The organism is Streptomyces sp. CS113, assembly GCF_002188365.1.
GTDB classification, from domain to species: domain Bacteria; phylum Actinomycetota; class Actinomycetes; order Streptomycetales; family Streptomycetaceae; genus Streptomyces; species Streptomyces tendae.
Map to the genome: position 1 here is coordinate 139,056 of NZ_KZ195574.1, position 23,835 is coordinate 162,890.

The 23,835-nt window shown below is 72.8% G+C and carries 3 protein-coding genes; all 3 read right to left on the bottom strand.

All coding sequences use genetic code 11. From position 1 onward, the window contains the following. Window positions 1-56 precede the first annotated feature (56 nt). Window positions 57-19,238, bottom strand: a complete 19,182-nt coding sequence (locus tag B9W62_RS00480) for a hypothetical protein (RefSeq protein WP_087804058.1) — start codon at window positions 19,236-19,238, stop codon at window positions 57-59. Between the two features lie 104 nt (window positions 19,239-19,342). Next, the gene (eccCa, locus tag B9W62_RS00485) at window positions 19,343-23,404 is read right to left on the bottom strand and encodes a type VII secretion protein EccCa (RefSeq protein ID WP_087804060.1); all 4,062 of its coding nucleotides are present in this window, start codon (window positions 23,402-23,404) and stop codon (window positions 19,343-19,345) included. Continuing rightward, complete coding sequence (locus tag B9W62_RS00490) at window positions 23,405-23,833, bottom strand: hypothetical protein (RefSeq protein ID WP_087804062.1); 429 nt, start codon at window positions 23,831-23,833, stop codon at window positions 23,405-23,407. Window positions 23,834-23,835 lie beyond the last annotated feature (2 nt).

Sequence of the window (23,835 nt, forward strand, 5' to 3'; positions counted from 1 at the left end):
CCCTGGACCTCCCACGGTCCGGGCGGCCCCGGCGTTTTCGCGCCAGGGGCCCTTCCTCAGACGACGTGTTTCAGGTTGCCGCCCAGCACCAGTTCGCAGAAGCGGGCCGCTCCGCCGCCTGCCTCGGCGGCCAGCAGCCGCGGATCCGGCTTGATCACCCGCGCCTGCGGATCGAGGTCGATCGACGTGACGACGCCCTGAGCGGTCTGCGGCGCCCGGGTCACCCGAGCCGTGGACTGCTCCAACCAGCGGATCTCGCCCATGATGTTCATCGCCCACACCTGGTCGCCGGGGACCGCGCCCAGGACGAGCGAGCGGGCGCCGGGGCCCGCCTCCAGCAGCAGTCGTTCCAGTCGTGCCACCTCCTCGGTCACCGGCTCCTGCCACGTCCGTTTGGCCAGCGCGATGCGCCGGCGGTAGCCGAGCGGTCCGGTGGACGCCGTGCCCATGGGGTCGAGGGACGCCTGTTCGGCCTGCCGCCGGTGCCGGGTGGCCCGGGACTCCGCCTGCTCGGCGAGTCGGCCGACGACCCGGCGGCGCGTCTCGTCCTTCGTGGTGGTCGCGTAGGCGCGGGCCCGGTCCGCCAGCCGATCGAGTACCTGCGCGCGAAGCGCGTGGTCGTCGGCGTCGATCCGCCCGTACTCGGTCAGCAACCGGTCGAGATCCGCCACCCGCGACAGCGTCCGCAGGCCGGACGCCGCCGGATCCGTGGTCTGCCGACGGAACCGCTCCGGGTCGAGGAGATCGGCCCGATCGCCGCTCTCCGCCTCCTCGGTGAGCGCCGCTGCCGGGGTGAGCGCCGCTACCGGGGTGAGTGCCGGTGCCTCGGCGAGTTCGGTCCCCTCCTCAGCCACCGGTATGTCGGTCGCGGTGTGTTCCTCGGCCAACGGAAGGACGACCACGCGGCCCATCTGCCCGACGGGGGCGAGATACATTCGCGAAGCGTCTGCCGTCAGGCTGTACCGAGCCGGGTCGGCCGGCAGCACGGCCCGCAGTTCGTCCCAGTTCAGGATCCGGCCGATCCAGCCGTGGTCGCCCCGCAGCACGAACCCCTGCTCGTGCAGGAAGTCGTCTCCGAACCGCGTCCAGTCACCGGTGAGTACGGAACCGTCCGGCAGCACCAGCGTGCCCGCGGTGCCCACTTCGTACTGGTACGACCGTGAGGCGTACGGATACTGACGGCTGAAGGAACGGAACTCCTCCGCCGCCTTGCCGCCGCGTGGCGCGGGCCCGGTGAGCAGCTGCTCCTGCTCCCGCTCCAGCAGCCCGAATCGCGGCGCCATGAGCGTGATGCCACGCCCGGTCTCCCAGCCCTCGACCCGCGGATCCAGGCCGTGCTCACGAGAACCGCCTTGCAGGGCGGCGGTGACGACCGGGGCGTGCTGCGCGACGGTTCCGAGTGCGGCGAGACCCTTGCGTTCGTGGTCCAGCAGCTCCGTCAAGGTCCTGATATCGGGCCCGGTCAGCCGCTCGGCCGCGCGCGGCCGCAGCGTGCGCACGCCCCGCTCGATCGCCGCGGCGCTGGTGGACATGGTCCGTATGGCGGGATCCACTTCGTCCAGCGCTTCCTCGACCCGCTGCGACACCTCTCGGCCAAAGAGGATGCGGAGGGCCCTGCCCACCTGTGTGGCCAGCAACCCCAGTTCCGCGGCCTTGGTCTCCATCTCCGTCAGGGCCGCCTCGACGCTCACGTCGGCGAGCCCGGCCGCACGGTCGGTCAGCGAGTAGGGAACCTCGAAGTTCGAGGCGACGTCCATCGTCTCGTGGAGCGTGTGATAGGCCAGAGTCTCCCGGTGGTCGTAGTGCAGGCGCCAGAAGGCGAAGATGCCCCACGCCTCCGCGGCGATCTCGTGCCGGGACGCCCCCGCCCATCGGGCCAGCTTGAACATCCGCATGGCGGTGTTGGACTGGCCCGCCCACACCGGAATGCGCAGCTCGCGCGCCAGGAGCGTGGACGGAGCGTGCTCGTCCCGCGTCGAGGGATGCCACGTGCCGTCCCGCAGGACGTTCTGCGCGCGGTGCGCCGAGGAATGGGTGCGTCGACCGGCCGCGTCGACGAGGATCGTGGCCTGCTGGTCATGCAGGGTGTCCTCGGGCAGCAGGCCGCTGCCGTACGTCTTCGGGTAGTGGGAACTGGCCTTGAAGTACTCCATGAGGTCGTGCAGGACCATCATCTTGTCGCGGAAGCCGAACGTCGCGGGGTCGCGCAGAACGCCCGCCATGCCACCGCGGTCCCCCACCGTCGTCGCCAGGTGCGCCAGCTCCTGCGGCAGGTTCCGCCTGTTGAAGTACCTGAGGTAGGCGCCCAGTGGCGTGCCGTCGGCGTGCGAGACGCCCGCTTCCATCTCGGCGAGCATCCGCGGGCCGTCGGGAAGTCCACGGACGTGCGTGTGGATGCGGGTCAGCAATACGTCCAGGAGGGGTTCGACCCGCCCCTCGGACTGCACCCGCAGGGCGAGTTCCTTCTCCGCGTGGCGGTTGGGCTTCGCCTCGATCCACCCCATCACCCCACGGATCAGGTCGGCGTAGGTGTCGACCTTGATGTCCTGCCGCTTCGCACCGAAGTCCGGGTGCCTGCCGACCTTCCTGTCCAGCAGATCATGGTGGCCCCGGTGCCCGGTGGGCTCCACGATCAGGCGCGTCAGCCTCCTGCCGATCCGGTCCCGGTCGGCCCGGAACTGCTGCCATTCCCGCTCGTCGAACAGCTGTTGGCGGTACTCGTTCTCCAGGCGTCGCTCGATGTGCCTGATGACGTCGGCGAGGTGCTTGCGCTGCTCGCGCAGCACGTCCGCGGGGAGCGTGGCAATCTCGTCGCGGATCTCCTCGATCTCCTCGGCCTCGTCGAGGACCGGCCCCACGGGGCGGGAGCGCTTGCCGAACCAGCCCGAGACCCGGCTTCGGATGGATCGCGCCTTCTTCGGGGCGTTCGCCTCCTGGATCCGCCGGTCGAGCCGGGCACGGAGCTGCTCCAGGTCCCGTTCGAGGCCCTCCTCCAGGTCTCGCGCCGTCTCCCAGAACTCCACGGTCAAGTCGTGGCCGCCGACGACGACCGCACCGCCGGGAAGTCTCTCGCGACTGGTGCCCAGCTGTTCGGAGAGGTCCTCCGCGAGGGCGCGGGCCGAGGACTCGTCGCCCCGCAGCAGCCCGGCGGCGACGGCAATGGTCGCCGCGCGGTACATGTCCGCCGCCTCCCGCACCTCCCGCTCGGCACCGACCACCACGGCCGGCGACCCCAGCAGCTGCCCGGCCCGCTCCATGAGGGCCAGGAACCGCGGCGCCGGCAGCTCGCTCAGTTCTGCCGGGAGCAGGGGGTCGTCCCGGCCGGAAAGGTCTCCCAGCCCGATCTCCGCCATGCGGCGCTCAGCCGCGTCGAACCGGGACAGAGCGCTGTCCAGCACCTGTGCGTGCGCGGCGGCGGAGCGCGTGTCCGCCGACGAGCCGGCGCCGTCGATCCGCTCCTGGAAGGCGGCCTTGCGAGTGAACGCCTCGGCCAGACCCTGCGCCGCCGTGGCGAACTCCGCCATGGCGTCGAGCCGTTCGGCCGGTGCGCTGCGGGCGAGCGTGTCGCGTACGGCGGCGGCCCGCGCGAGGCGCGCCTGCCGGAGCGCCCGCCGTGCGGCCGTGGCCTCCGTGACGGCGGCCGGGGCGGTGCGCGGCACTGCCGCGAGGTAGGCGTCGCCCCTTCGGTAGACGGTCACCTCGGGGAGGGGGCCGGCGGTGTCGTCGACGGCTCCGGGATACGACGTGTGGGTGCCGTTCTCTTCGACGACGGTCAGGTCGACGGCCAGGGTCCGCGCGGTCGCCCCCGCGGCCGCGGCCGCCGTCTCCGCGTCCCAGTTCCGCGCCGTGAGCAGGTTCCGGCGGACCAGTCCCCGGATCTCCTGCGGGGTCAGCCGCGAGCGCAGCGCCCGTGGCAGTCGTCCGCCGTCGGCCGACATCCGCTCACGGATCCGCTCCCGCAGGCCCGGCTCGTCCCCAAAGGCCCGGTCCAGTGCGGCGGCCACCTCCCTGGTGTGGAAGACGGCCCGCGGGTCGAGGCCGAGTCCGTCCGGGATGTGCGGACCGCGGGCCACCTGCGCGGCCAGGCGCGCGGGGTCGCCGGTCCGGCTTCCTCTGGCCGCGAGGACTGCCGCGTAGAACCCGTTGCCGTCGCCCTCGGGCCGGTGCAGGTCGAAGAACACGCGTCGGCCGTCGGGCCCGGTGGCCGTGAGACCGCGATGATCGGACGCGGCGTCGAAGTGCCGTTCCTGGAGCGCCCCTTCGTCGTCCTGCCCGCGCTGCCAGGGCGCGTCGGAGTACGCGGGCCGCGTCTCGCCCTCCTGTTCGCCGGTCGCCGCCGAGGACGGGGCCTTCTCCGGCGCCCGCACCTGCGGGGACTGCGTGTCCGGGGCCTGCGGCACCGCTGCCGGGGGCTTGCGGCTCGCCGGTTCCGGGGCCGCGTGTCTTGTGAAGACCGCCCGGGGCGGTGCCGGGGTGTCCTGGAGCTGGACGCGCCCCTGCGGGGTGGCGTTGAGCTGGTGCCAGTTCGTCAGACGGTCGGTGGCCTCGCGTACCTTGGCGTAGCTGCCGGCGACAGCGTCGGCGTGGGCCCGCAGGGCGTCCAGGTCCTTCGTGACCTCGTTGAGCCGCCGCTGCGCCACCGCCCTGTCCAGCTGCGCCCGGGCCAGCCCGATCCGCCCGTCGCGCACCTCGGCCCAGCCGTCGTGGGCGGGTTCGGCGAACGCGTCCTCCCGTTCCGCGACGTCGAGGGCCGCGCGGGCGTCCTCGACGGACAGAGCGGGCAGCGGCTCGCCGCCGTTGAGTTCGGACACCGTGCGTTCGGCTGCGGCCAGTGCCTTCTCGGACTCGAAGCCGTCGCCGCGGCGCAGCTCCCAGTAGTTCTCGTCGGCGGTGATCCAGGCCTTCTCCGCGTCGGCCACCGCGTCCCAGGAGGCGGACACCTCGGCCGGGAAGAGCGTGTCGTCGATCAGGCCGAGTTGCCGGGCGACGTCCTCGCGCACCCAGGCAAGCACCTTGACCTCGGTCTCCACGGCCTGCGGCAGCCGCTGCGGGTTGCCGAAGGCACTGCGGACGAATCGGGCCGGGGTGCTGTCCTTGACGTGGTGCCGCACATGGGCGACGGACATCCACGTGGTGGGGATGGCGAACAGGAACGTCCGGGCCTTGTCCGGCTTGGTGTTCACGGACGCGAGCTGTTCGCCGGTCTGGCCCGAGGTCGCCGAGTCGAGCCCCTGCGCCCCCGAACCGCTGCCCATCTGGTTGGTGCCGAGCGCCGGGGAGGTGGTCGTCGGACCGGCGTGCAGGACGTGCTCGGCCGCGCCCGCCCGGTCGGCGGACGCTCCCGCGCCGTGCGTGCTGCGGTGGGCGTGCTCGAACTTCGCGCCGTCCGTGACGGTCAGCAGCCGCGCCCCGGACAGGAACGGCTTGGAGTACAGGGTGAGGCTGCCGTCCGCGCCGCCCCAGAAGCCGCGGTCGGTGAGCCCGGCGACCTGGTAGCCGTCCGGCGTCAGCGTGTGCCCGTAGAACGCGGCCAGCGCACCGTTGGACGTGCCGTCCTCCAGGCTCTGGGCCGGTCCGGACCCGGCCCGGGTCAGGGGCGTGTTCCCTGCCCGCGCCAGCAGGTCGGGGCCGACCGGGCCGTGTTCGGGTACCGGCAGGGAGGCGTCGTAGGCGGCGCCCAGCGCCAGCGTGTTGGCGGCGTGAAGCCCCTCCAGTCCGACGATGCCGCGTACGGAGAAGCCTTGTTCGGGCATCTCGAACGGACTGGTCCGCGAGTCGCTGCCCGGGTGCGCGACGTCGTGCCAGCCGCCGGCGCCGAACGCCCTCGGCAGCTCGGCCCGGTGGGGTGGCACCTGCTCGTCCAGCTCCGGCGGCGCCAGCGGATCGGGACGGTCGGCCGTCGCCGCTGCGGCGCCGTCCTCCTCGGTGAGCTGCGGATCGGGGCGCATCAGGCTCATCGGCAGGTGCTCGATGAGCCGTCCGACGTTCTGCTGGACGGAGATGCGGTGCCTGCGCCGTCCCACCCACGCCCGCCACCAGTCGTCCGCCGCCTCCAGTGCCCGCTCCGCGCCGCCGCGTCGGGCCGGTCGAGGGGTGGCGGCTTCGGAGTCCGTGATCTCCAGGTCGAGCCTCAGCTCGTACTGCGTGGCGTACTCGCCGTGGGCCTGCGAGATCGCGACCGTCGAGATGTCGACGGTGCCTTCGCTCCGCGTCTGCGCGCGAGTCTGCGTCGAGGAGCCGGTCTGGGTGTACGAGGGCCCCGCCATGGGGACCGAGGTGTCGCCGGTGCGGGCGCCCTCGCTCACGGCCATGCCGATCATCCGGCCCGTGCTGCGCCCCTCGGCGCGCTGGACGGACTCCACAGCGTGGCGGGCCTCTTCCAGCTCCACACTGTGGCCGAGGCCGCCGAAGTCCTCGCGGGTGGCGGGCAGAGGGACGAGCCGGGCCCGCAACCGCACCTGGCGGTGGCCGACCCAGGTCTCGGCCCACTCCGCCCCCCAGCGGCCGATGCGGGCGGGCACGGAGGCACCGGTACCGCCGCTCATCTCCTTGCCCATGGCCCGCATCACGCGTCCGGAGACGAGCCGGCGCAGTTGCTCCCGGTCCTGTGTGGTGAGCCCGAGCGGCGCCAGTTGCTCCTCGAACCGCTTCAGCGCCGCCGCCGTGTTGAGCGGGTTGACCGGCCAGCCGCCGAATGCCCCGCGCAGCCAAGGGAACGGCGACCACGAACGCTGCTTGTAGAGGGGTACTTCGCCGAAGGCGTCCTTGAGGGCTCCGAGCCGGTGGGCGTTCTTCTCGGGGACATGGACCAGGAGGCCGTCGGGGACCACGACCCTGCTCCCCGCGGCCGAGGCCAGGGATGCCGGCAGGTGGGGAACGCTGAGCGCCCAGGTGCCCAGCCGGTCGGAGGCGACCGCGAACTCGTGCAGGAGCGAGGCGGCCACCAGGGCGTGGCGGCCGCCGTCCCTGCGGGTGACCTCGGACACCGCGGAGCGCTGCACCGTGACCGACGTGGACAGGTCCCGCCGGTAGGGGCTGAGGACCAGACCGTAGTTGCCGGTCACGCCCGTTCCCGCGTCGTGGGCCCTGCGGAAGCCCAGCTGGCCGCCGAAGAACAGGGTGCTGGTGCGGGCGCTGCGGCCGGACGCCTGAAGGGTGCCGCCGACGACGGAGTCGGAGTTGATCGTCTCCGCCCGGGTCAGTGCGGTCAGGCCCGGCAGGACGGTCGTACGGTGAGCGAGCCACGTCGCACGGTTCAGATACGGGGCCGCCGCCCACAGCTCCGGTGCCCGCCAGCCCATGGGGGTGGCGGCCTGGTCGTGGTTGGCCCGCAGCGTCTTGCTGTCGGTGAGCTGGATCGCCGCGTCGTGGACCGGGGCGCCCTTGCGGCCGGCCGTCCAGGAACGCCCGGTGGCCTTGTCGAGCGTCGCCTCCAGTGCCCGCGTCATCTCGGGCCCGGACGTGACGGAGACCGTCTGGTGCGGATGCGATGCCAGCACGGAGGCCTCCCGGCCGGCCGCGTCCTGCAACGCCTTGCCCGTCCCCAACGCCAGGTCGAGGGCCTCCTGCCGGGTCATCTCCGGCACCGTCTCGGGGACGTTCTGCGTCCCCGGGCCGGATTCGGTCCGTGCTGTGGTGGCCGGCGTGACGGCCGGAGTGTGCTCGACCGGCACGCTCAGCAGCACCCGGCCCAGACCCGCCGACTCCTGCGTGCCCGGCCGGGGGGTGAACAGGGGACTCTCCGACTCGCCGAGCACGAACGGCTGGGTGCCCAGCACGTTCAGGAGCACTAGGCCCCGCATCCACCGGCGGGGACGGGAATATCCACCGCGCTTGGCGTCGAGGCGCAGGTCGTAGCTGTAGAGGTGGGAGCCGCCGGTGTTGTACGACATCTGCTCGTTGGCCGCGGACATGCCGTAGCCGCTCTCGGAGTCGGAGCGGCCACCTGCGCGGACACCGGCCGAGAGGGTGCCCGTCTGGAGCACTCCGCCCACGTCGCTGGGGGTGGTGTCGCCCAGCGAGAGCATGCCCTCCACCCCCACCTGGCCGCCGCGGGCGCCGCTGCGCTGACCGCCGACCACCTCGGTGCCGGGGGCGCTGAAGCGCACTCGCAGGTCCTGCTGGTCCCCCTCGTAGCGCCGTCCGGTCAGCTTGGCGTCGATCCATACGTAGCGGTGGCCGCGGGAGAGCGTGGCCGACTCCACCAGGTCGATGCGGAGCCCGGTGGTCAGCATCGTCTCGACGTTCGTCGCCAGGCTGTGGTGGGCGAGCTGGTTGTAGATCTCCAGGGTGTTGTTCAGCACCGTCGTGAAGTGGTCGGCGCCGCGCCAGCGGGGGTTGTCCGGGTTCAGCTCGCGCAGGGGGGCGACCAGGTCCGGATAGGCCCTGCCGACCTCTTTGAGCACGGCGTCGGCGAAGCGTTCGGGGAACGTCACCGTTCTCCCGTCGACGACCTTGCTGACGGTTCCGTCGGTGAACGTGAACTCCTCGACCCGGCTCATGCCGAGCGTCGTCGGATCGTTCTCCGTCAGATAGCGCGGCGCCCGTGGTTCCGGCGTCGTACGTTCGGGCCTCTTGTCCAGCCCCGCCAGCCGGCGGGCCTCGGTGCGGGTGATCCGCTCGATGGCGTACGTGTCGAAGACGCGGGTGGCCGGTTCCTCGCTCCAGTTCTGGGGCGAGTGCTTGCGCAGCCTGCCGGGACGGCCCCCCTCGCCCGGCCCGGACCTGAGCGGCGCGGCCTGCTTGTTCGGCGGGGCGGTCACCGTGATCTTCTTGTGCACCAGGTACAGGCCGGTGTCGGTGGTCTTGGCCTGCCCGGCGATCTTCAGGGCGGCCGTCCCGCCCGAGACGGTGCCGCGGTTGCGCACGGTGGCGTAGCGGGCGGTCAGTCCCGCCTGCGCCCGCAGGTTGAGCGCCCCGCCGTCCAACTCGAACAGCTGGAAGGCGGGACCGAGCACGGCGCCGACGTCGACGGCCCGCGCCTTGCCGACCTGCCGTTCGTTGCGCGAGGTGCTCTGTGTGATGTCGCGCAGCTCCGCTGCCTTCGTCTCGCTGATCAGGACCGCTTCGCCGGACTCGACCCGCACGGAGAACACGCCGAGCGGGTCGGCGCCGTGCGTGCCGCCGAGGAGCGGCGGGGTGAACACGGGGCCGGAGTTCAGCGCGCGGGACATCGCGTGGAAGCCGCCGGTGGAGAAGAACTCGCCGATACGCTCCGCGGCCACGGTGCCTGGGCCCACACCGGCCTGCTCGACCACCCAGTCGTGGATGTGGCCGACGGGACCGAAGTCCTCGGTGCTCACCAGCCGGTAGCGGGCGTCGCCCGTCATGGTCATGCGTTCCGGCAGTTGCCCCGCGGGCGGGGCGCCGTCGGTCATCGAGTCGGGGATGCGCACCGTGAGGCCGTCGCGCACGGCGAAGCCGAACCCGGCCGCCTGCCGGGCCGTGTCGCCGTCGGTGATCGCCTTTCCGGTCAGGTCGACGGGCCGGCCGCGCCGGTCGTGGACCGAGAACTCGTACCAGACGTCGTCGACATGGAGGTGCGAGGCGTCGGTGGCGCGGGACTCGGTCTGGTTGATCACCTGACGCTGCTGGTTGTACTTCACCTGCTTGCCGAAGTTGACCTGCGCGTGCAGCCGGGCCCACGGTGAAAGGAACGACTTGAGAGGGCCGAGGGGCGCACTCGGGGACAGACCGAAGGAGGTGCCGTTGGCCTTGACCTGTCCACCGGTCGTGGTCGAGCGGCGCATGACGTCGTTCTTGACCGGGTTCGCGTAGCCGAAGGTGAACCGTTCCCAGGTGCCGTAGGGCCGGGCGGTGACCCGCAGGACGCGGGTGCTGCCGTTGGCCGTCCGGTAGCCGAACGTCCTGCCGTCGCCGAAAAATCCCCGTGTGTCGTCGCGCAGGGCGCGGCTCACCTGTTCCAGCAGGACGGGAGTGCCCTGCTTCTGTCCCTTGGGCAGCACGGGACGGGTGCTCTCCCGCGTCGCCAGTTCCCGGCCCAGCTCGCCCACGACCTGGTCGATGCCGCGCAGGCGGGGGTTGCTCTGGCCGAAGGCGAAGGAGCGGCGTACGACGTCCGGCGGCAGTTCGGTCAGCCGGGTGCCGACGCCCTCGGCCATCTGCACGGGCAGCCGGGTGCCGTCACTGAACTTCACCGGGCCCGTGGTCGTCGGCGCGGGCGGCAGTTCGCGGTCGAGTCGCGGCGGCCGGCGTTCTTCCAGGTCCACGCCGATCGTCGCGGGCCGGGTCGTGGCGGTGGGGGTCTCGGGGACGGCCCCCTCGGTTTCCTCCGCCTCGGGGACGGTCTCCAGCCGGGCGGAGCCGAGCAGGCGTTCCGGGGCTCCGGCCGGGGCGGTGACGTCGGTGGCGGTGCCGTGGTGCAGGGGGCGGCCGGGGATGCCCTCGGTGGTCGGCAGGATCGACACCGCCCGCTCGGGCGGGTGGGCGGGCGCCTCCTGCCCTGCCGCCGCGCCGTGCCCGTCCGTCCTGGCGCCCCCTGGCCTGAGGTCGCTCCCCAGTCCCGCGATGTGCCGCGCGGTCCTCTCCACCCGCGCCCGGAGGTCCAGGTGCGCGAAGGCGTCCCCGACCGATCCCAGCTCCCGATAGGCCTCGATCGCCCGCTCGGCGTCGACGGGTTCGTGCCCGAGCCTCGTCAGCCTCCGGTTGACCCGCTGGGTCAGGTCCGCGTCCAGAACCAGCACGCGGGAGACGCCGGGTCCGGCGTACCACCGGCCGAGTCCGGCGTGCCGCTCCCCGGTGAGGGTCATGACGAACTGCGCGAAGGAGTCGGCGTTCATCAGCGAACGTCTGCCCATGGCGTACCAGTTGTGCTGCTTCGCCGGGAGGACCGACTCGTCCGCCCCGGTGTAGGTCATCGGGTCGCGGGCCTGCCGGTTCTCCAGCCTGGGGGTGCCCAGAGCGTCCTCGACCCGCTCCATCTCGTAGCTGCTGTACTGGTAGTCGTCCGTTCCGGCGTACCGGTGCGTGGCCTCGTGGACGAGGGTCCACGCCAGGTCCCAGTCCTTGTCGTTCGCCTTGGTGAGGTGAATGGGGCCCTTGCGTGCGAAGACCGGTGCGATCTCGTCGCGTTTCATCCGGTGGGGGTCCAGGAGACGGCCGGCCACGTCCCGGGCGATGGGATCGACCCAGCCCACCGCACCGGCCTTCTCCGCCAGTGCCGCCGCCAGGTGGTACGAGGTCCTGCCCACCAGGGTGACGGCCGCCGTGCCGGAGTCGAGTCCGGCGACCACGCGCTCCAGCACCTCGGTGAGGTGGGCGAGGAAGGGGACGGCCTCCTGCGGTGTCGTCCGCTGGAACAGCGGGAAGCTGTTCGTCAGCGCGTCGAGCAGCGCCCCCTGGGGAGCGCCGTCAGCGGCGCGCAGCTCGCGCAGGGCCAGTTCGACCCGCCGCTTGGCGTCGGGCAGCACCCGGCGCACCGTGTTGACCCAGCGGTCGGGCGTCGCGATCTCGCCGAGCGTCGAGATCTTGACGTTTCCGCTGCCGTAGGCGCGGTCCGTCACCTCGTCGAACTGGTCGCCGTGCTCCCGGTGGCCGGGCCCGAGCCCCAGTTGATCCGAGGTGGCGGTACGGGACGGATTGCGGACGTCCCGCCACAGACCACCGCCCTGCTGCCCGGTGTGGGTGTGCGGCAAGGCCGTACGGTCGTACCTCCACACGGTGACCGGGACATGGAAATCGTCGGTGCCCGTCGGGCCGACGGCCTGCGGGGACTGCCGCGATGCCGGGGCCCGCCCGTCCCTGTCGCCGCCCCGGCGGCTGTCCTGGGCCAGCCGGGCGGTCAGTTCCCGGGCGGCCTCGGGACCGTTGCGGTGCAACTCCCAGCCGATGTCGGCCAGCTCACGAAGCCGCTCCCGCTGCCGCATGCCGGGGACCCAGAATCCCTCGGACTGCCCGATGCGGAAGGCCTCGCGCGTCGCGTCCAGCGGCAGTCCGTGCAGCAGGGGCTCGTCCTCGTAGGCCTCCAGCAGGGCCTGATCGAGGGTCACCCGTTCCCGGTCGGGATCCAGTACGCGGCCAGAACTCGCCGAACCCTGGACGAACTCCGGGGCTTCGTCCACCTGGTCCCCTGCGACGTCCTTGCCCTTCCCCTTGCCCGTGCCGACGACCGTGGTGTCGTCCGCCCGGGTCCGCGGGGGCCGCTGCTCGAAGTCGTCGCGTGCCCCTCCCGGCCGAGCGGTGTGGGACAGCCCCGCGAGACGGGTGGCCACGGCTTCCGCGCGGAAGACGCTGTTGCCCCGCGAGAAGGCCGTTCCTCGCGTGATGGCCAGGCTCCGGTGGGTCTGGTGCACCCGCCAGGCCGACACCCTTTCCCTGCCCATGCCGGTGAGCAGGTCGTTGACGGACTGGACGAAGAGATCGTCCACGTCGGGGTTGCGGGGCCCTCCGTAGAGGGTGTCGGCGATCCGGTCCGCCCGGTCGGCCGGCGGCCCGTTGCGTACGGCGTCGTCCAGTGCGTCGTAGGCGTCGCGGACCCTGAGGTCGAAGAGCGCGTCCTCCCTGGCGCCCCGGGGCAGCCGGTTCTGGACCTGCCCGCCCAGTTCCGTCTGCTCGGCGTGCGACAGCCGTTGCCAGGCGCTGGCGCCGGTCACGGCAGCGGTCTCCTCACGCAAGCCTGTGATCCAGTCCTCCAGCCGGGGGGTGATCAGAGCGTCGAGGATGCTCCGGACCATCGGGAGGAACCTGTCGACCTGTTTGCGGTCCTTCTCCAGGCGAGTCCTGGCGAAGTACTCCGCCTCCCCGGTGACGGACAGGTCGTGGCGTTCCCCGGCGAACCGGTCGGCCAGACTCCGCAGGACGGTGAAGTCCTGCGCGCGGCCCAACCGGTCGATCTCGCGCTCGATCTGCCCGCGTACCGAGGCCGCGACGTGGGAGACGGCCTTCGCCACCGTGCCCTTCGGCTTTGCACCCAGGGCGCGGTTGATCTCGATGTTCACGGTGGACAGGACGCTGTTCAGCTCTGTGCGCGCCTTGCGCCGGTACGACGCGGCCGTCGTCCGCGGGTTCTCCGGGGCCGCCTCGCCGCGCAACTGTTCGATCCAGTCCTGGCCGGGCCGGTTGACGAACTGGTCGACCATTCGCTCGGCGTGGTCGCGCCGCGTCGTGACCGCCGCCTTGGCCCTCTCCGTGGTGGCCCACGAGGCGGCCTCGGCGGCGGCACGCGCGACCTGCTCCTCCAGCTCGGTCCTCAGCGCGGCCCGCCCGCTCGAGAACGTGTCCGCGAGGCCGCGCAGTTCGTCGAACGTCGTGGGCGTACCGAGCCGGTCGATCTCGCCCTGGATGTGCGCGGCGATGCGGTCGTGCAGTGCGCGCAGCAACCCGGTGTCCGGGCCCTCGGGCCGCACGCCCTCGATGTTGCGCAGCGCCTGCGGCAGGTCCCAGTCGTGCAGTTCGCTGTGGACCAGGCTCTGGTAGGCGGTCTTCGTGTACGTCAGCTCGTGGCCCGGTTCGGTGTGCACCGCGCGGCTGCGGACGCGGGCCAGGGTCGTCGTGGTGTCCGTCGCCCCCGTGTGGGTCTCCTGGCTGACGAACTCCCAGCCGTCCCTGCCGTACGCCATCATGTTGGCGACCTCGAAGAGCTGCCCTTCCGCGACGCCGCCGAAGTACTCGCCCGCGCCGTACCAGTCCGTCGGCCGCTGCTCCCTGCGGAACACCACCGGGGCCGGCATCTTGGTGTCCGGCGACTGGTAGTGCCACACCGTGATCCGGCCCTCGCGCGCCGAGGGCGTGACGGCGTAGGCGCAGCCGTTCATCGTCGGCGTCAGCACCAGGCGGGGGTCCGACAGTCCGGGGTGTGCCAGCACGTCCGCGTGACCGACGTTGTCCGCGTAGTCCTCCGAGCCGCGCGTCAGGTAGGGCACGAAGACGGCGTTCACGTACTCGCCCTCGGATCTCGGGGCGGGCAGGACCGTGTCCTCGTGGAAGGAGAAGCGGCCGGCGCCGTAGTGCCCGACGTACCACTCGACCGCCGGGGCCAGCGCGAACACCGCCTTGCCCGCGGTGTCCACGCCCCGCCGCGACAGTACGAAGCGGTGCTCGGACAGGTGCCCCGCGTGACCCGGCAGGATCGACAGGGCGTTGACGAAGTCGTCCAGGTCCTTCGGTCCCAGACCCGGGGCATGGGTCTCGAGACCGGTCTTCATGTCCAGGGACAGCACGTGCGTGGCGAGGAACGACTTGGGGTCGGCGCTCAGGTGCGCCTCCGGATGTGCGAAGTGCGTCTGCGCAGCGGTCTGCGTCGCGCCCGACGGGTCTGCGGACCGCCCGGCGGCCGAGGCCGCCGCCCGCTCGGGACTGCCGCCGAACAGGCCCGTTCGGTCGCCGTGTTCGGACAGCCTTCCGGCCAGGTCCCAGGCGGCTTCGGCACCGTGCAGGTGCAGCTCGCGGCCGATCCGGCCCAGATGGTGCAGACGGGTGGTCCGCTCCGTGCCGGCGACGGCGGGATCGGTGTGCTCCTGGATGCGGAAGGCGTCGCGCAGTTCGCCCGGGGTCAGGTCGCGCAGCAGAGGGTCCCGCGTCTTCAGCTCGCGAAGGGCCCGTTCCTGGTCGAAGCCGTCCTTTGGACCCTCGGTGCGCTCCTGCACGCCGGAGACCCGGCCGCGGTCCACGGCTTTGCCCTTGTCCGCCGTGCGCACTGCCGTGCTCTCGTGCCGGTCCTGCCGGGCCGCCCCCGCCATGTGGTCGGCGATGGCCTCCACCTGCGCGGAGACCGGCAGGGACGTGAACGCCTCGCCGGTCTCCGACGCCAGGTGCCACGCCGCGTCTCCGACCTCCTCGTAGGACACGGGCCGGCCGGCCCTCGCACCCAGCTCGTCGTTGACCGCTTCGGTCAGACGCTCGCTCTCGGTCACGAAGTCCGCGACGACCGCGGCGCGTTCGGCGAGTGCCGACCGCGGGGTGAGGATGCCGACGTTCAGCAGGTCCTGGTGGGCCCGGTCGAGCCGGGCGGCGGGGATGCCCTCGATGCCGCGCTCCGCGAGGATGCCCCGGACGGTCTCCGCCAGCTCGGCCTGCTGGGCCGGGTCGACGGACGGGACCGGGGGGCGGGGGGCGGCCGTCGGCCTGCCGAAGTTCTCGTCCAGCGTCCGTGCGACGACGAGGTCCGCCCGCTGGGCGGGCGCGAGGTCCTGGAACTCGGTGCCGAACTGCTCGGACAGTTCCTGGTGCACCTGGTGGATCCGCTGGTTGTCGGGATAGCGGTCCGTGTACCGCAGCAGCGTTCGGCTCGCGGCCTTCCGCATCTGCTCCTGGGAGCGCAGCATCTCGTCGGCGACCAGCGTCGCCTGCGTCGTCGCCGGGAGCTTCGCGACGTCGGGACGCTGCTCCAGCAGGCGCCGGTGGGCGTGCTCCGCCTGGGCCCGGGTGCCGGTGAACTCCGAGGACCGCCGGACGATGCGGCTCACCTCGGCGGGGAGGTCGAGCATCTGTGCGTCGTCCTGGCCAAGTGCCTGCGCGGTCTGCTGGGCCCGGTGCTGTCGCTCCGGCGTGTGGGCGCTCGCCTCGGCTGTGCGGGCCGTGGTCCCCGGTGCGCCGGCCGCGTCCCGGTCCAGGGTGACCTGCGTGCGTACGGGTGCGGCTGCGGATGCCTGTGTCTGCGGCTGTGGCTGTGGCTGTGCGGACTCCTGGGTGTGCGCGGCTGAGTCCGTCCGCGAGGGAGCCGGTGCGCCGGCGGCCGCGTCGTGTGCGGGGGTGGGTGTCCGGTGCCCGGGGGCGGCGTGGCCGTCCCCGGAGACGGGCCGGTCCGGGGTGCCCGGGCGGGCGGCCGGGTGGCCTTCGGCGGGTGGGGCCGGGTCCGCGCGCCAGTCCCGGAAGGCCGGGTAGGACCAGCTCGGCAGTTCGGGCACGAAGTCACCGTCGCGCAGGTCGTCGAGGCGGGCCTGGAAGCCGTCCTCGCCGCGCGACTCGTGCGACAGCCAGGCCGAGGTCCGGTGCCCCTCGGGGGCGAACAGTTCGTCGTACCGGGTGACGCGCTCGGTGCGGAAGTCGTTGCCGAGTCTGCTGAGGGTGTCCTCGTGCAAGGCGAGGGCCTCGGTGCTGCCGGGGTGACCCGCGATCTCGTGGAAGGCGTGGGCGGCCTCGCCGACGACGGCCTGGAGGTCGCCCTCGTGCCGGATGCGGTCGGGCAGCGACCTACGCAGGCCGTCGCGGGCGCCGGACCACTCCGCAGCGGTCTCCCCGGCCTGCGTCGGGCTGTCCAGCCGCTGGTCGAAGTGCCGCTGGGCGGTGGCCCGTACGGCGTCGAGGTACTCGGCGACCACGCGCTCGCGGCCGCCCTCGCCGAAGCGGCCGAGGAAGTCCTCGCCCGACTGGGACAGGTGGTTCTGCGCGAAGGCGGTCTCCTCGGCCACCCGGCCCCGGACGAAGTGCTCCTTGGCGATACGGGCGGGGAGTTCGTCGATCGCCCGGCTCGTCCTCAGGTCCCACAGCGCGCGGGGCCCGTCTCCGTCGCCGTGGCGGAAGACGAGGTCGTGGTCGGTGCGCAGGTCGTACTCGAAGTCCTGGCGCACCTTGGCCACGAAGTCCTCGGACAGCGCGTCGCGGCCCCGCGAGTTCCACCGGACGACGTCGTCGAACTGCTCGCCGGTCGCGGTGCGGATGTCACGCTCCCGGGACGCGAGGGCCCCGAGGTCGTCGGACACCCCCTCCACGAGGGCGTCGATCTGGCGGCCGGTGCGGGCGGGCAGCCCCCCGCCGGTGTCCCCGTGCTGGAGGTACCGGTCGAGGATCCCGTCGAGCTGGGCCTGCTTGGCCAGGTAGTACTGCTCCAGCACGTTGTAGTCGTGCGACCGGTCACGGAAGGGGTCGGCGGGCGTGGCGGTGCCGTCGTCGGGGTGGCCGTACAGCTTGGTGTCGTCCTTGACGAACCGGTTGAGGTCCTTGTCGAAGACGGATCTCGTGGGCGCGTGCTGAAAGTCCGGCAGCAGCTCCCCGTCACCGAACCGGTTCGCCTTGTAGGCGTCGATCCGTTCCTTGACGACGGCGGCGAACCTCTCCTTCTGGTCGGCGCGTACGACGTACTTGTGGGCGCTCGCCTTGGCGTCGTGGACGATGCGGTCGAACGCCTCGGCGGAGACGCGTCCCGTGCTCTCGGCCTCGGCCCGGAACTGCTGGGTGATGTCGTGGCGCCACTGCCAGTGGGCGTTGCGCATCTGGTGCCCGTCCCGGGCGATACGCGTGCCGCCGAACACGTTGTTCTCGGCGAACGTGTCGTACGCCCTGTTCCACGAGGCGGTGAGTTCTTCCCCGCGGAACTCCAGCCGGGCCTCGGCCTCGACGACGGGCAGGGTTCGCTCGTTCTGCTCCTGCCGGTAGGTGTGCCACCGCTGCTCGGGCGTCGCGCCGCCGTCGGGGGCGGGGATGTGCGGGCTCTGGGGGCCGCGCGTGTCCTGCGCGGCACGGTCGGGGCGGGCGGGTACGGCGGCGGTCTCGCGGCCGGGCTCGACGGGACGCGCGCCGCGGTGCGGGGCTCCCTGGGGTCCGTCGTGGGCCGTGGTGCCCGATCCCGCTTCGTGGTGGGCGGCCGCCGGGGTCTCGGGCGTGCCCGGGCGTACGGGGGTGGGTTCGGGCGTGCCGGAGCCGCGGGCGGGGGGCTGGGTGCCGCGGGCTCCCTCGGCGGGCGTGCCGTGCGGGGTCGGCGCCGTGGCCCGTCCGGCGCCCGCGGCACCGGCACCCTCGGTGAGGGGGGCCCGGGGGTTGCCCGCGTGCGAGGTGACGGTGTTGCGCGGGGTCGTCTCTCCCGGGCCCGGGGCGTGCGACGTCGCGGTGGGGGTGTTCTGTTCGCCCTGGGGACTGTTCGTGCGCGGCACGCCGCCGGGGCCGGCGGGGGCGGTCTCGCGCACCGCTCCGGCTCCGCCGTGCGGGCTCGGTGGGACCGCCGGGGCGTCCGGGAGGCCGGCGCTGCGCGGACCGTCCAGGAAGGCGTGCGGTGTCCGGGGAGTGGAGGGACCGCCGCGTACGGCGGCGGGCGGTGTGCCGTTGCCGGTGGCGAGGTCGTTGCCTGCGGTGTGGGGGATCTGGTTGCCCGGCCGAGAGGGTATGGGCGTGTTCGGTGGCGTGGCGGCGGGTGTGCTCCCGCCGGTACGGATCTCGCCCGGCCGCGGGGTGACCGGCGCCGCAGGACCCGACACCGCCGGGGACGTCCCCTCGGGTTGGACCTGACCGGGCCGGACGGTGTGGGGCGGCTGCCCTCCGCCCGCGGTCTGGCCCGCCGCGGAGGTCGGGAGGGGGTGGGGCACCGGGGAGTCCGGCCGGACTGTGCCGGGTGCCTGAGTACCCGGCCGCTCCTGCCCGGGGCGCACGGCGCCCGGCAGCGGGGTGGCGTTGCCCGGGGCCCCGGCGTTGGGTCGGGGCGCGGCGGTCACGGGGTTGGTGACGCCGGCTCCGGTGGGCGGTGCGTGGTTGGTCTGGACGACCGAGTTCGGGAAGGGGGCGAGGTCTCCCACGTGCGGCAGCCCGACGTTCGGGATGTTGTTGCCCGCGTGCGGCACGGAGAGGCTGGACGCCTTGCTGGGGCTGGGGGCGGGACCGGGGGTGGCGACGTTCGGCAGGCCCCTGCCGCCCGCGGCGGTGTTCGGGCCCTTGAGGATGTCGACTCCCCCCATCCCCCAGCCGCTCCACACGCCCAGGCCCATGTTGACGCCCTCGGACTCCCAGTCGATGTGCATGGGCCCGTGCCCCGCCTTGGCGCCCAGCCATCCAGCGAACAGGTCGGTGCCGAGGGTCACACCGGCGTTGAGCACCGAGTCCGCGGTGAACGCCGCCGCCCGTCCGACGTTCGCGGCCGCGGCCGCGATCCGGGAGATGCTGGAGGCGATGCTCTGCACCAGTTGGCCCACGAGCGAGGTCAGCCGGGCCAGGACGGCGCCGATGCCGAAGGAGGCGACGCCGAGGACCATGCCGAAGATCGTGGTCAGCGCGCCGATGAGAGCCGCGCGGTTGATCTCGTCGATGGCCTTCTGCAACTCGTCGGCGTAGTTGATGATCGCCTGACCGATCTCGACCGCCACGGTGCCCGCCTCCAGCAGGGCGTGCCGGATGTTGTGGTCGGCGACGCCGTTCCAGACGAGTTCCGCGGCATGGCCCGCCTTGCCCGTCCAGCCTCCGGCCATGGAACTCACGGCGCCGTCCATGACCCCGACGGCTTCCTGCAGCATCTCGCCGGTGGAGATCCACAGTTGGCCGAGTTCTCGGATGTGCGCGTCGTCGTAGTGGACTGGCATGGTGTGTCCTCACAAGCGGGGGCCGGGGCGGGGGAACCGCGGTCCGGTCAAGAGGTTCGCGTGTCGGTCTCGGTGGTGCGCGGAGCCGTCGGCCCGCGCACCGGCTAGTCGTCGGCCGGGTCGTAGACGGTCTGCAGCAGCGAGGCGCCGGTGCGGCGGGAGACGAGGAGGCCGCGGCCTGGTGGGAGGCGCCGGGCCCGCTGGTCGTGCAGAACCGATCCCTCGCGGGGGTCGCCCGACAGCAGCAGCCCGTCGGCTCCCAGTTCACGGATGCGTCCGCCGACCGGGTCGGAGAGGGAGCGGGACAGCCCGCCGCTGCGGCGGGCCAGCACCACGTGGAAGCCGATCTCGGCGGCCTGGGTCACGTAGTCGCCGATGGCGGCCAGCGGCCCGCGTCCGCCCGCCCCGGCGGGGGCGACGAGGTCGTAGTCGTCCACGACCAGGTACAGCTCGGGCCCGGCCCACCAGTCGCGTTCCTTGAGCTCGCGCGGGGTGATGCCGGGGGGCGGCATGCGCTCCTTCAGCTTCTCCACGACCTGCCCGAGGTACGCGGTGGCGGTGTCCGGGTCGCCGGCGACCGCGCCCATGTAGTCGTCGGGAACGGCGCCCAGCAGTCGGCGCCGGTAGTCGACGACGACGAACCGCACGTCCCAGGGCGACCGGCGGGCGGCCGTCTGCCGCATCCAGGACCGGAGGAACGACGTCTTGCCCGATCCGGAGTCGCCGTAGACCAGGAAGTGAGGTCCGTCCGTTTCCAGGTCGATGACCGCCGGGGCCAGGTCGAGTTCCCCGATGCCGATCGGCACGGCGCCCGCGGGCAGTGCCTCGACACCTCCGGGGAGGGCTTCCACGGCCTGCGCCAGATCCTTCGGCGTCACCACGTCGGCCAGCACACGCAGCGGTGGGGCCACGGCCCCCTTCCAGGCCCGGGTGAGATCCGCGACCGCGGTCTCCTGTGCCTTGGTCAGATTGTCGACGGTCGCGGCGCCGTCCAGGCGGGGCAGCGCCGCCTGGAAGAAGCTGCCCGGTGCCGCGAGTCCGCGCCCCGGGACGAAGGCGCGCACCTGCTTGGCCAGCGGCCGGGAGATCTCCGACTCCGCGGGCTCGGCCAGCCGCAGCTCGAGGCGTCCGGTGATGGTGTCGCGCAGGTTGGCCCGCAGTTCCGCCCAGCGGTTGGCGGTGAGGACCAGGTGCACGCCCACGTTGAGGCCGCGTACGGCGATGTCGGGGACGATCGCCTCGGCCTCCTCCACGGTGGCGCGCAGCGCGCTCCAGTTGTCCACGACGAGGACGATGTCGGCGGCGTTGACCCCGGGCGGCAGGGCCTTCTCGTCGCGGAGCCGGCGGAAGTCCGCCGCGGAGTCGACGCGCAGTTGCTGGAAGAGCCGTTCCCGTTCGTCGACCAGCCGGCGCACCACCGCGAGGGCGCGCCGGGTGCGCGCCTCGTCGTGCCGGGTGGTGATGCCCGACACGTGCGGTGCGTCCTCCAGGCCGATGAGGCTGCCACCGCCGAAGTCGATACCCGTGAACTGGAGTTCGTCCGGGGTATGGGTGAGCATGGCGCTGAGCATGAGGGAGCGCAGCAGGGTGCTCTTGCCGGACTGGGGCGCGCCCACCAGGATGAGGTGCCCCTGCTGGCCGGACAGGTCGAGGAGCAGGGCACGCTGTTCCTGGCGGGCGGGGAGGTCCACGACGCCGACCGGGAAGGTGAGTCCGCCGCCCTGGGGCCACAGCAGGGAGTGGTGTCCCCGCTCGTCGTCGGTCTCCAGCGGCGCGAGTACCGATTCGAGTTCGATCACCGGGGGCAGGGGCGGCAGCCACACCTGGTGCACGGGGCTGCCGTGCGCCTTCACCTGCTCGACGACGACCTGCATCTCGGTGCGCCGGCCGGGCAGCGTGTGGGGCAGGGAGGCCGAGGGCTCGGTCTCCTCGCCGTCCTCCTCCTGGGCGTCCTCGGCGGTACGCAGCCCGAAGGGGACGGGCACCGCCGGCGGTCCGGTCTGCGTCACGTGTTCGTCGGCCTCCTCGTACGCACCTGATATGTGGGCGACGCGGAAGCGTTCGTAGACGGACTCGTCGACCTTGAGGTAGGCGGAGCCCGGGATGGAGGGCAGCCGGTAGGCGTCGGTGGTCCCGATCACGGCCCGGCTCTCCTGGGCGCTGAAGGTGCGCAGGCACACGCGGTACGACAGATGTGACTCCAGCCCGCGCAGCCTTCCCTCGTCCAGCCGCTGGGTGGCCAGCAGCAGGTGCATGCCGAGACTTCGGCCGACCCGTCCGATCTGCACGAACAGTTCGATGAAGTCGGGGCGCTGGGTGAGGAGTTCACCGAACTCGTCGACGACGATCATCAGGTACGGCATCGGCTCCAGCGGCCTGCCGTCCTCGTCGGTGCCGCCGTTCGCCCGGAGGATCTGGTACTCGCGCACCGAGTCCACGTTGCCGGCCGCCCGCAGCATCCGCTGGCGCCGCTGCTGCTCGCCCTGGAGGGCGGTGCGGACCCGGTCGACCATGGCCAGGTCGTCGGCGAGGTTGGTGATCAGGCCTGCCACGTGCGGGAGTTCGGTCACGCCGGCGAAGGTGGCGCCGCCCTTGAAGTCGACCAGGACGAAGCTCAGGTGTTCCGGCGCGTGGGTCATGGTCAGGCCCGTCACCAGGGTGCGCAGCAGTTCGCTCTTGCCGGAGCCGGTGGCGCCGACGACCAGGCCGTGCGGGCCGATGCCGCCCTGCGCGGACTCCTTGAGGTCCAGCACCAGTGGGGAGCCGTCGCCGGTGAAGCCGATCGGCAGCCGCAGCAGCGCCTCGTCGTCGGGCTCGCGCCACAGCGCGGTGGGGTCGAACGCGCCGAGATCCGACACGCCCAGCATCTCGGGCAGGGCGACGGTACGCGCGAGAACCTGTTCGTGTTCGCCGGACAGCCGCAGCGGGGCCAGCGCGCGGGCCGTCTGCTCGCCGAGCGGCGGCGGGCAGACGTCGGCGACCGCGTCCTGGGCGGTCTGGACCAGCGCGGGGTGGCGTGTCTCCAGGGTGAGAGCGCCCTCGGCGTCCACCCGGGCGCGGGCGTCGACCCGGCTGGGCTCCTCGCTCTCCTTGGCGACCACGCACACCACGTGCAGGCCGCTGTCCGGGCCGGCCTCCGCCAGCAGGTCGGACACCAGGGGCAGCCCGGCCCAGTCCGCGTCGGGCCGGAAGCCGTCGAGGACGACCACCAGATGCCGTACGGTCCTGGCCTCGCGGCGTATCCCGAGCGAGCCGGCGCGCTCGGCGCGCTCTTCACGTACCCGGTCGACGTGGGACTGGAGGATGTCGGCGAGGCCGTCCATGGTCAGCGCGATCATGGGCGCCGAGTCGCCCCGGCCGGGCCGGCGGGCGTGCGGCAGCCACTTCGCCCAGGCCCAGGAGCGGTCCTCGTCCTGGACAAGGGCCGCGATCTGCACGTCGTCGGGGGCGTGCAGCACGGCGAGTTGCAGCAGCAGCGATCCGGTCAGCTCGGCGGTGCGCTCCCCGGGGCCGAGCAGGCTCAGGACGCCGGTGCCCGCGAGGTCGACCCAGGCGGGCTGGAGTCCGACGGTCTCGAAGTCGCGGGACAGCTTCTCGGCCCGGCGGCGGGCGTCCTGGTCGTGTTCCGTCGTGGGGTCGCTGTGCCGGCTGAGTGTGATGCGCATCGCGGGGGCGCCTCGGCCGATGCCGAGCCGGAGCTTCATGAAGTCGGCGTCGGCGGGCCTGCGTTCCCACACCCGCCGCGGGCCGGTGGTGGCGATCGCCCACAGGCGCTGCGGGCTCGGGTGGACGAAGGCGCTGACCGCGCGCTGCGCCGCCGCCGACTCGCGGGCCTGGTTGCGGATGTCCCCGAGGTACTCGACGTACCGGTCGCGCTGCCGGTGCTGGGTGCGTCGGCCGGCGTTCTTGGTCTGGGTCCTGACGACGACCGTCACACCGATGGAGACGACGACGAAACCGATGCCCAGCATGATCATCCAGGGTCGCCCGAACGTGACCATGTAGGCGGCCATGCTGATGCTGCTGAGCAGCGGAAGCAGCATGTAGAGCCAGGTCTGCGCCTGGTTCTGCGCGGCCTTCTGCGGAGGCGCCGCCAGCGAGACCTGCTGCTCCGGGACCGAGGGCGGGAACGTCCTGGCCGGGCGGTGGAAGCTTGTCCTGGTCATTTAGTTCGGGAAGTCCTGGGTGAAGGGGAATTCGGGTCCGAGGTGGTCCGAGGGCCCGCCGCCGTCGCCGGTGGGGACAGCCATCTCGTTGGAGAAGTTGGTGAAGGCCCACCACAGTTCGTTCTCCAGATGGCTGAAGCCGACGGCGGCGCCGAGTATTCCTCCGGCGATGGCGGGAAGGACGCCGAGTCGGCCGCCCTCCTGGCCGAACATCTCCGTCATCACGCGCGTCCACCGGTCGCCGAATTCCTGGGCCTCCGTGGCGCTCGGGGCGACCCAGCCGAGTCTCAGCCCGGCGGCGATGTTGTTGACACGCATGATCGACTCACCGATCTCGCCGGCGAGCGACACGAGTGTGGTGCCCTCCGTGCCGAGGGCCGGCGGATCGATCTTTATCGTGACGGCGTCGTAGTTCGCGTTCTCGGGCATCG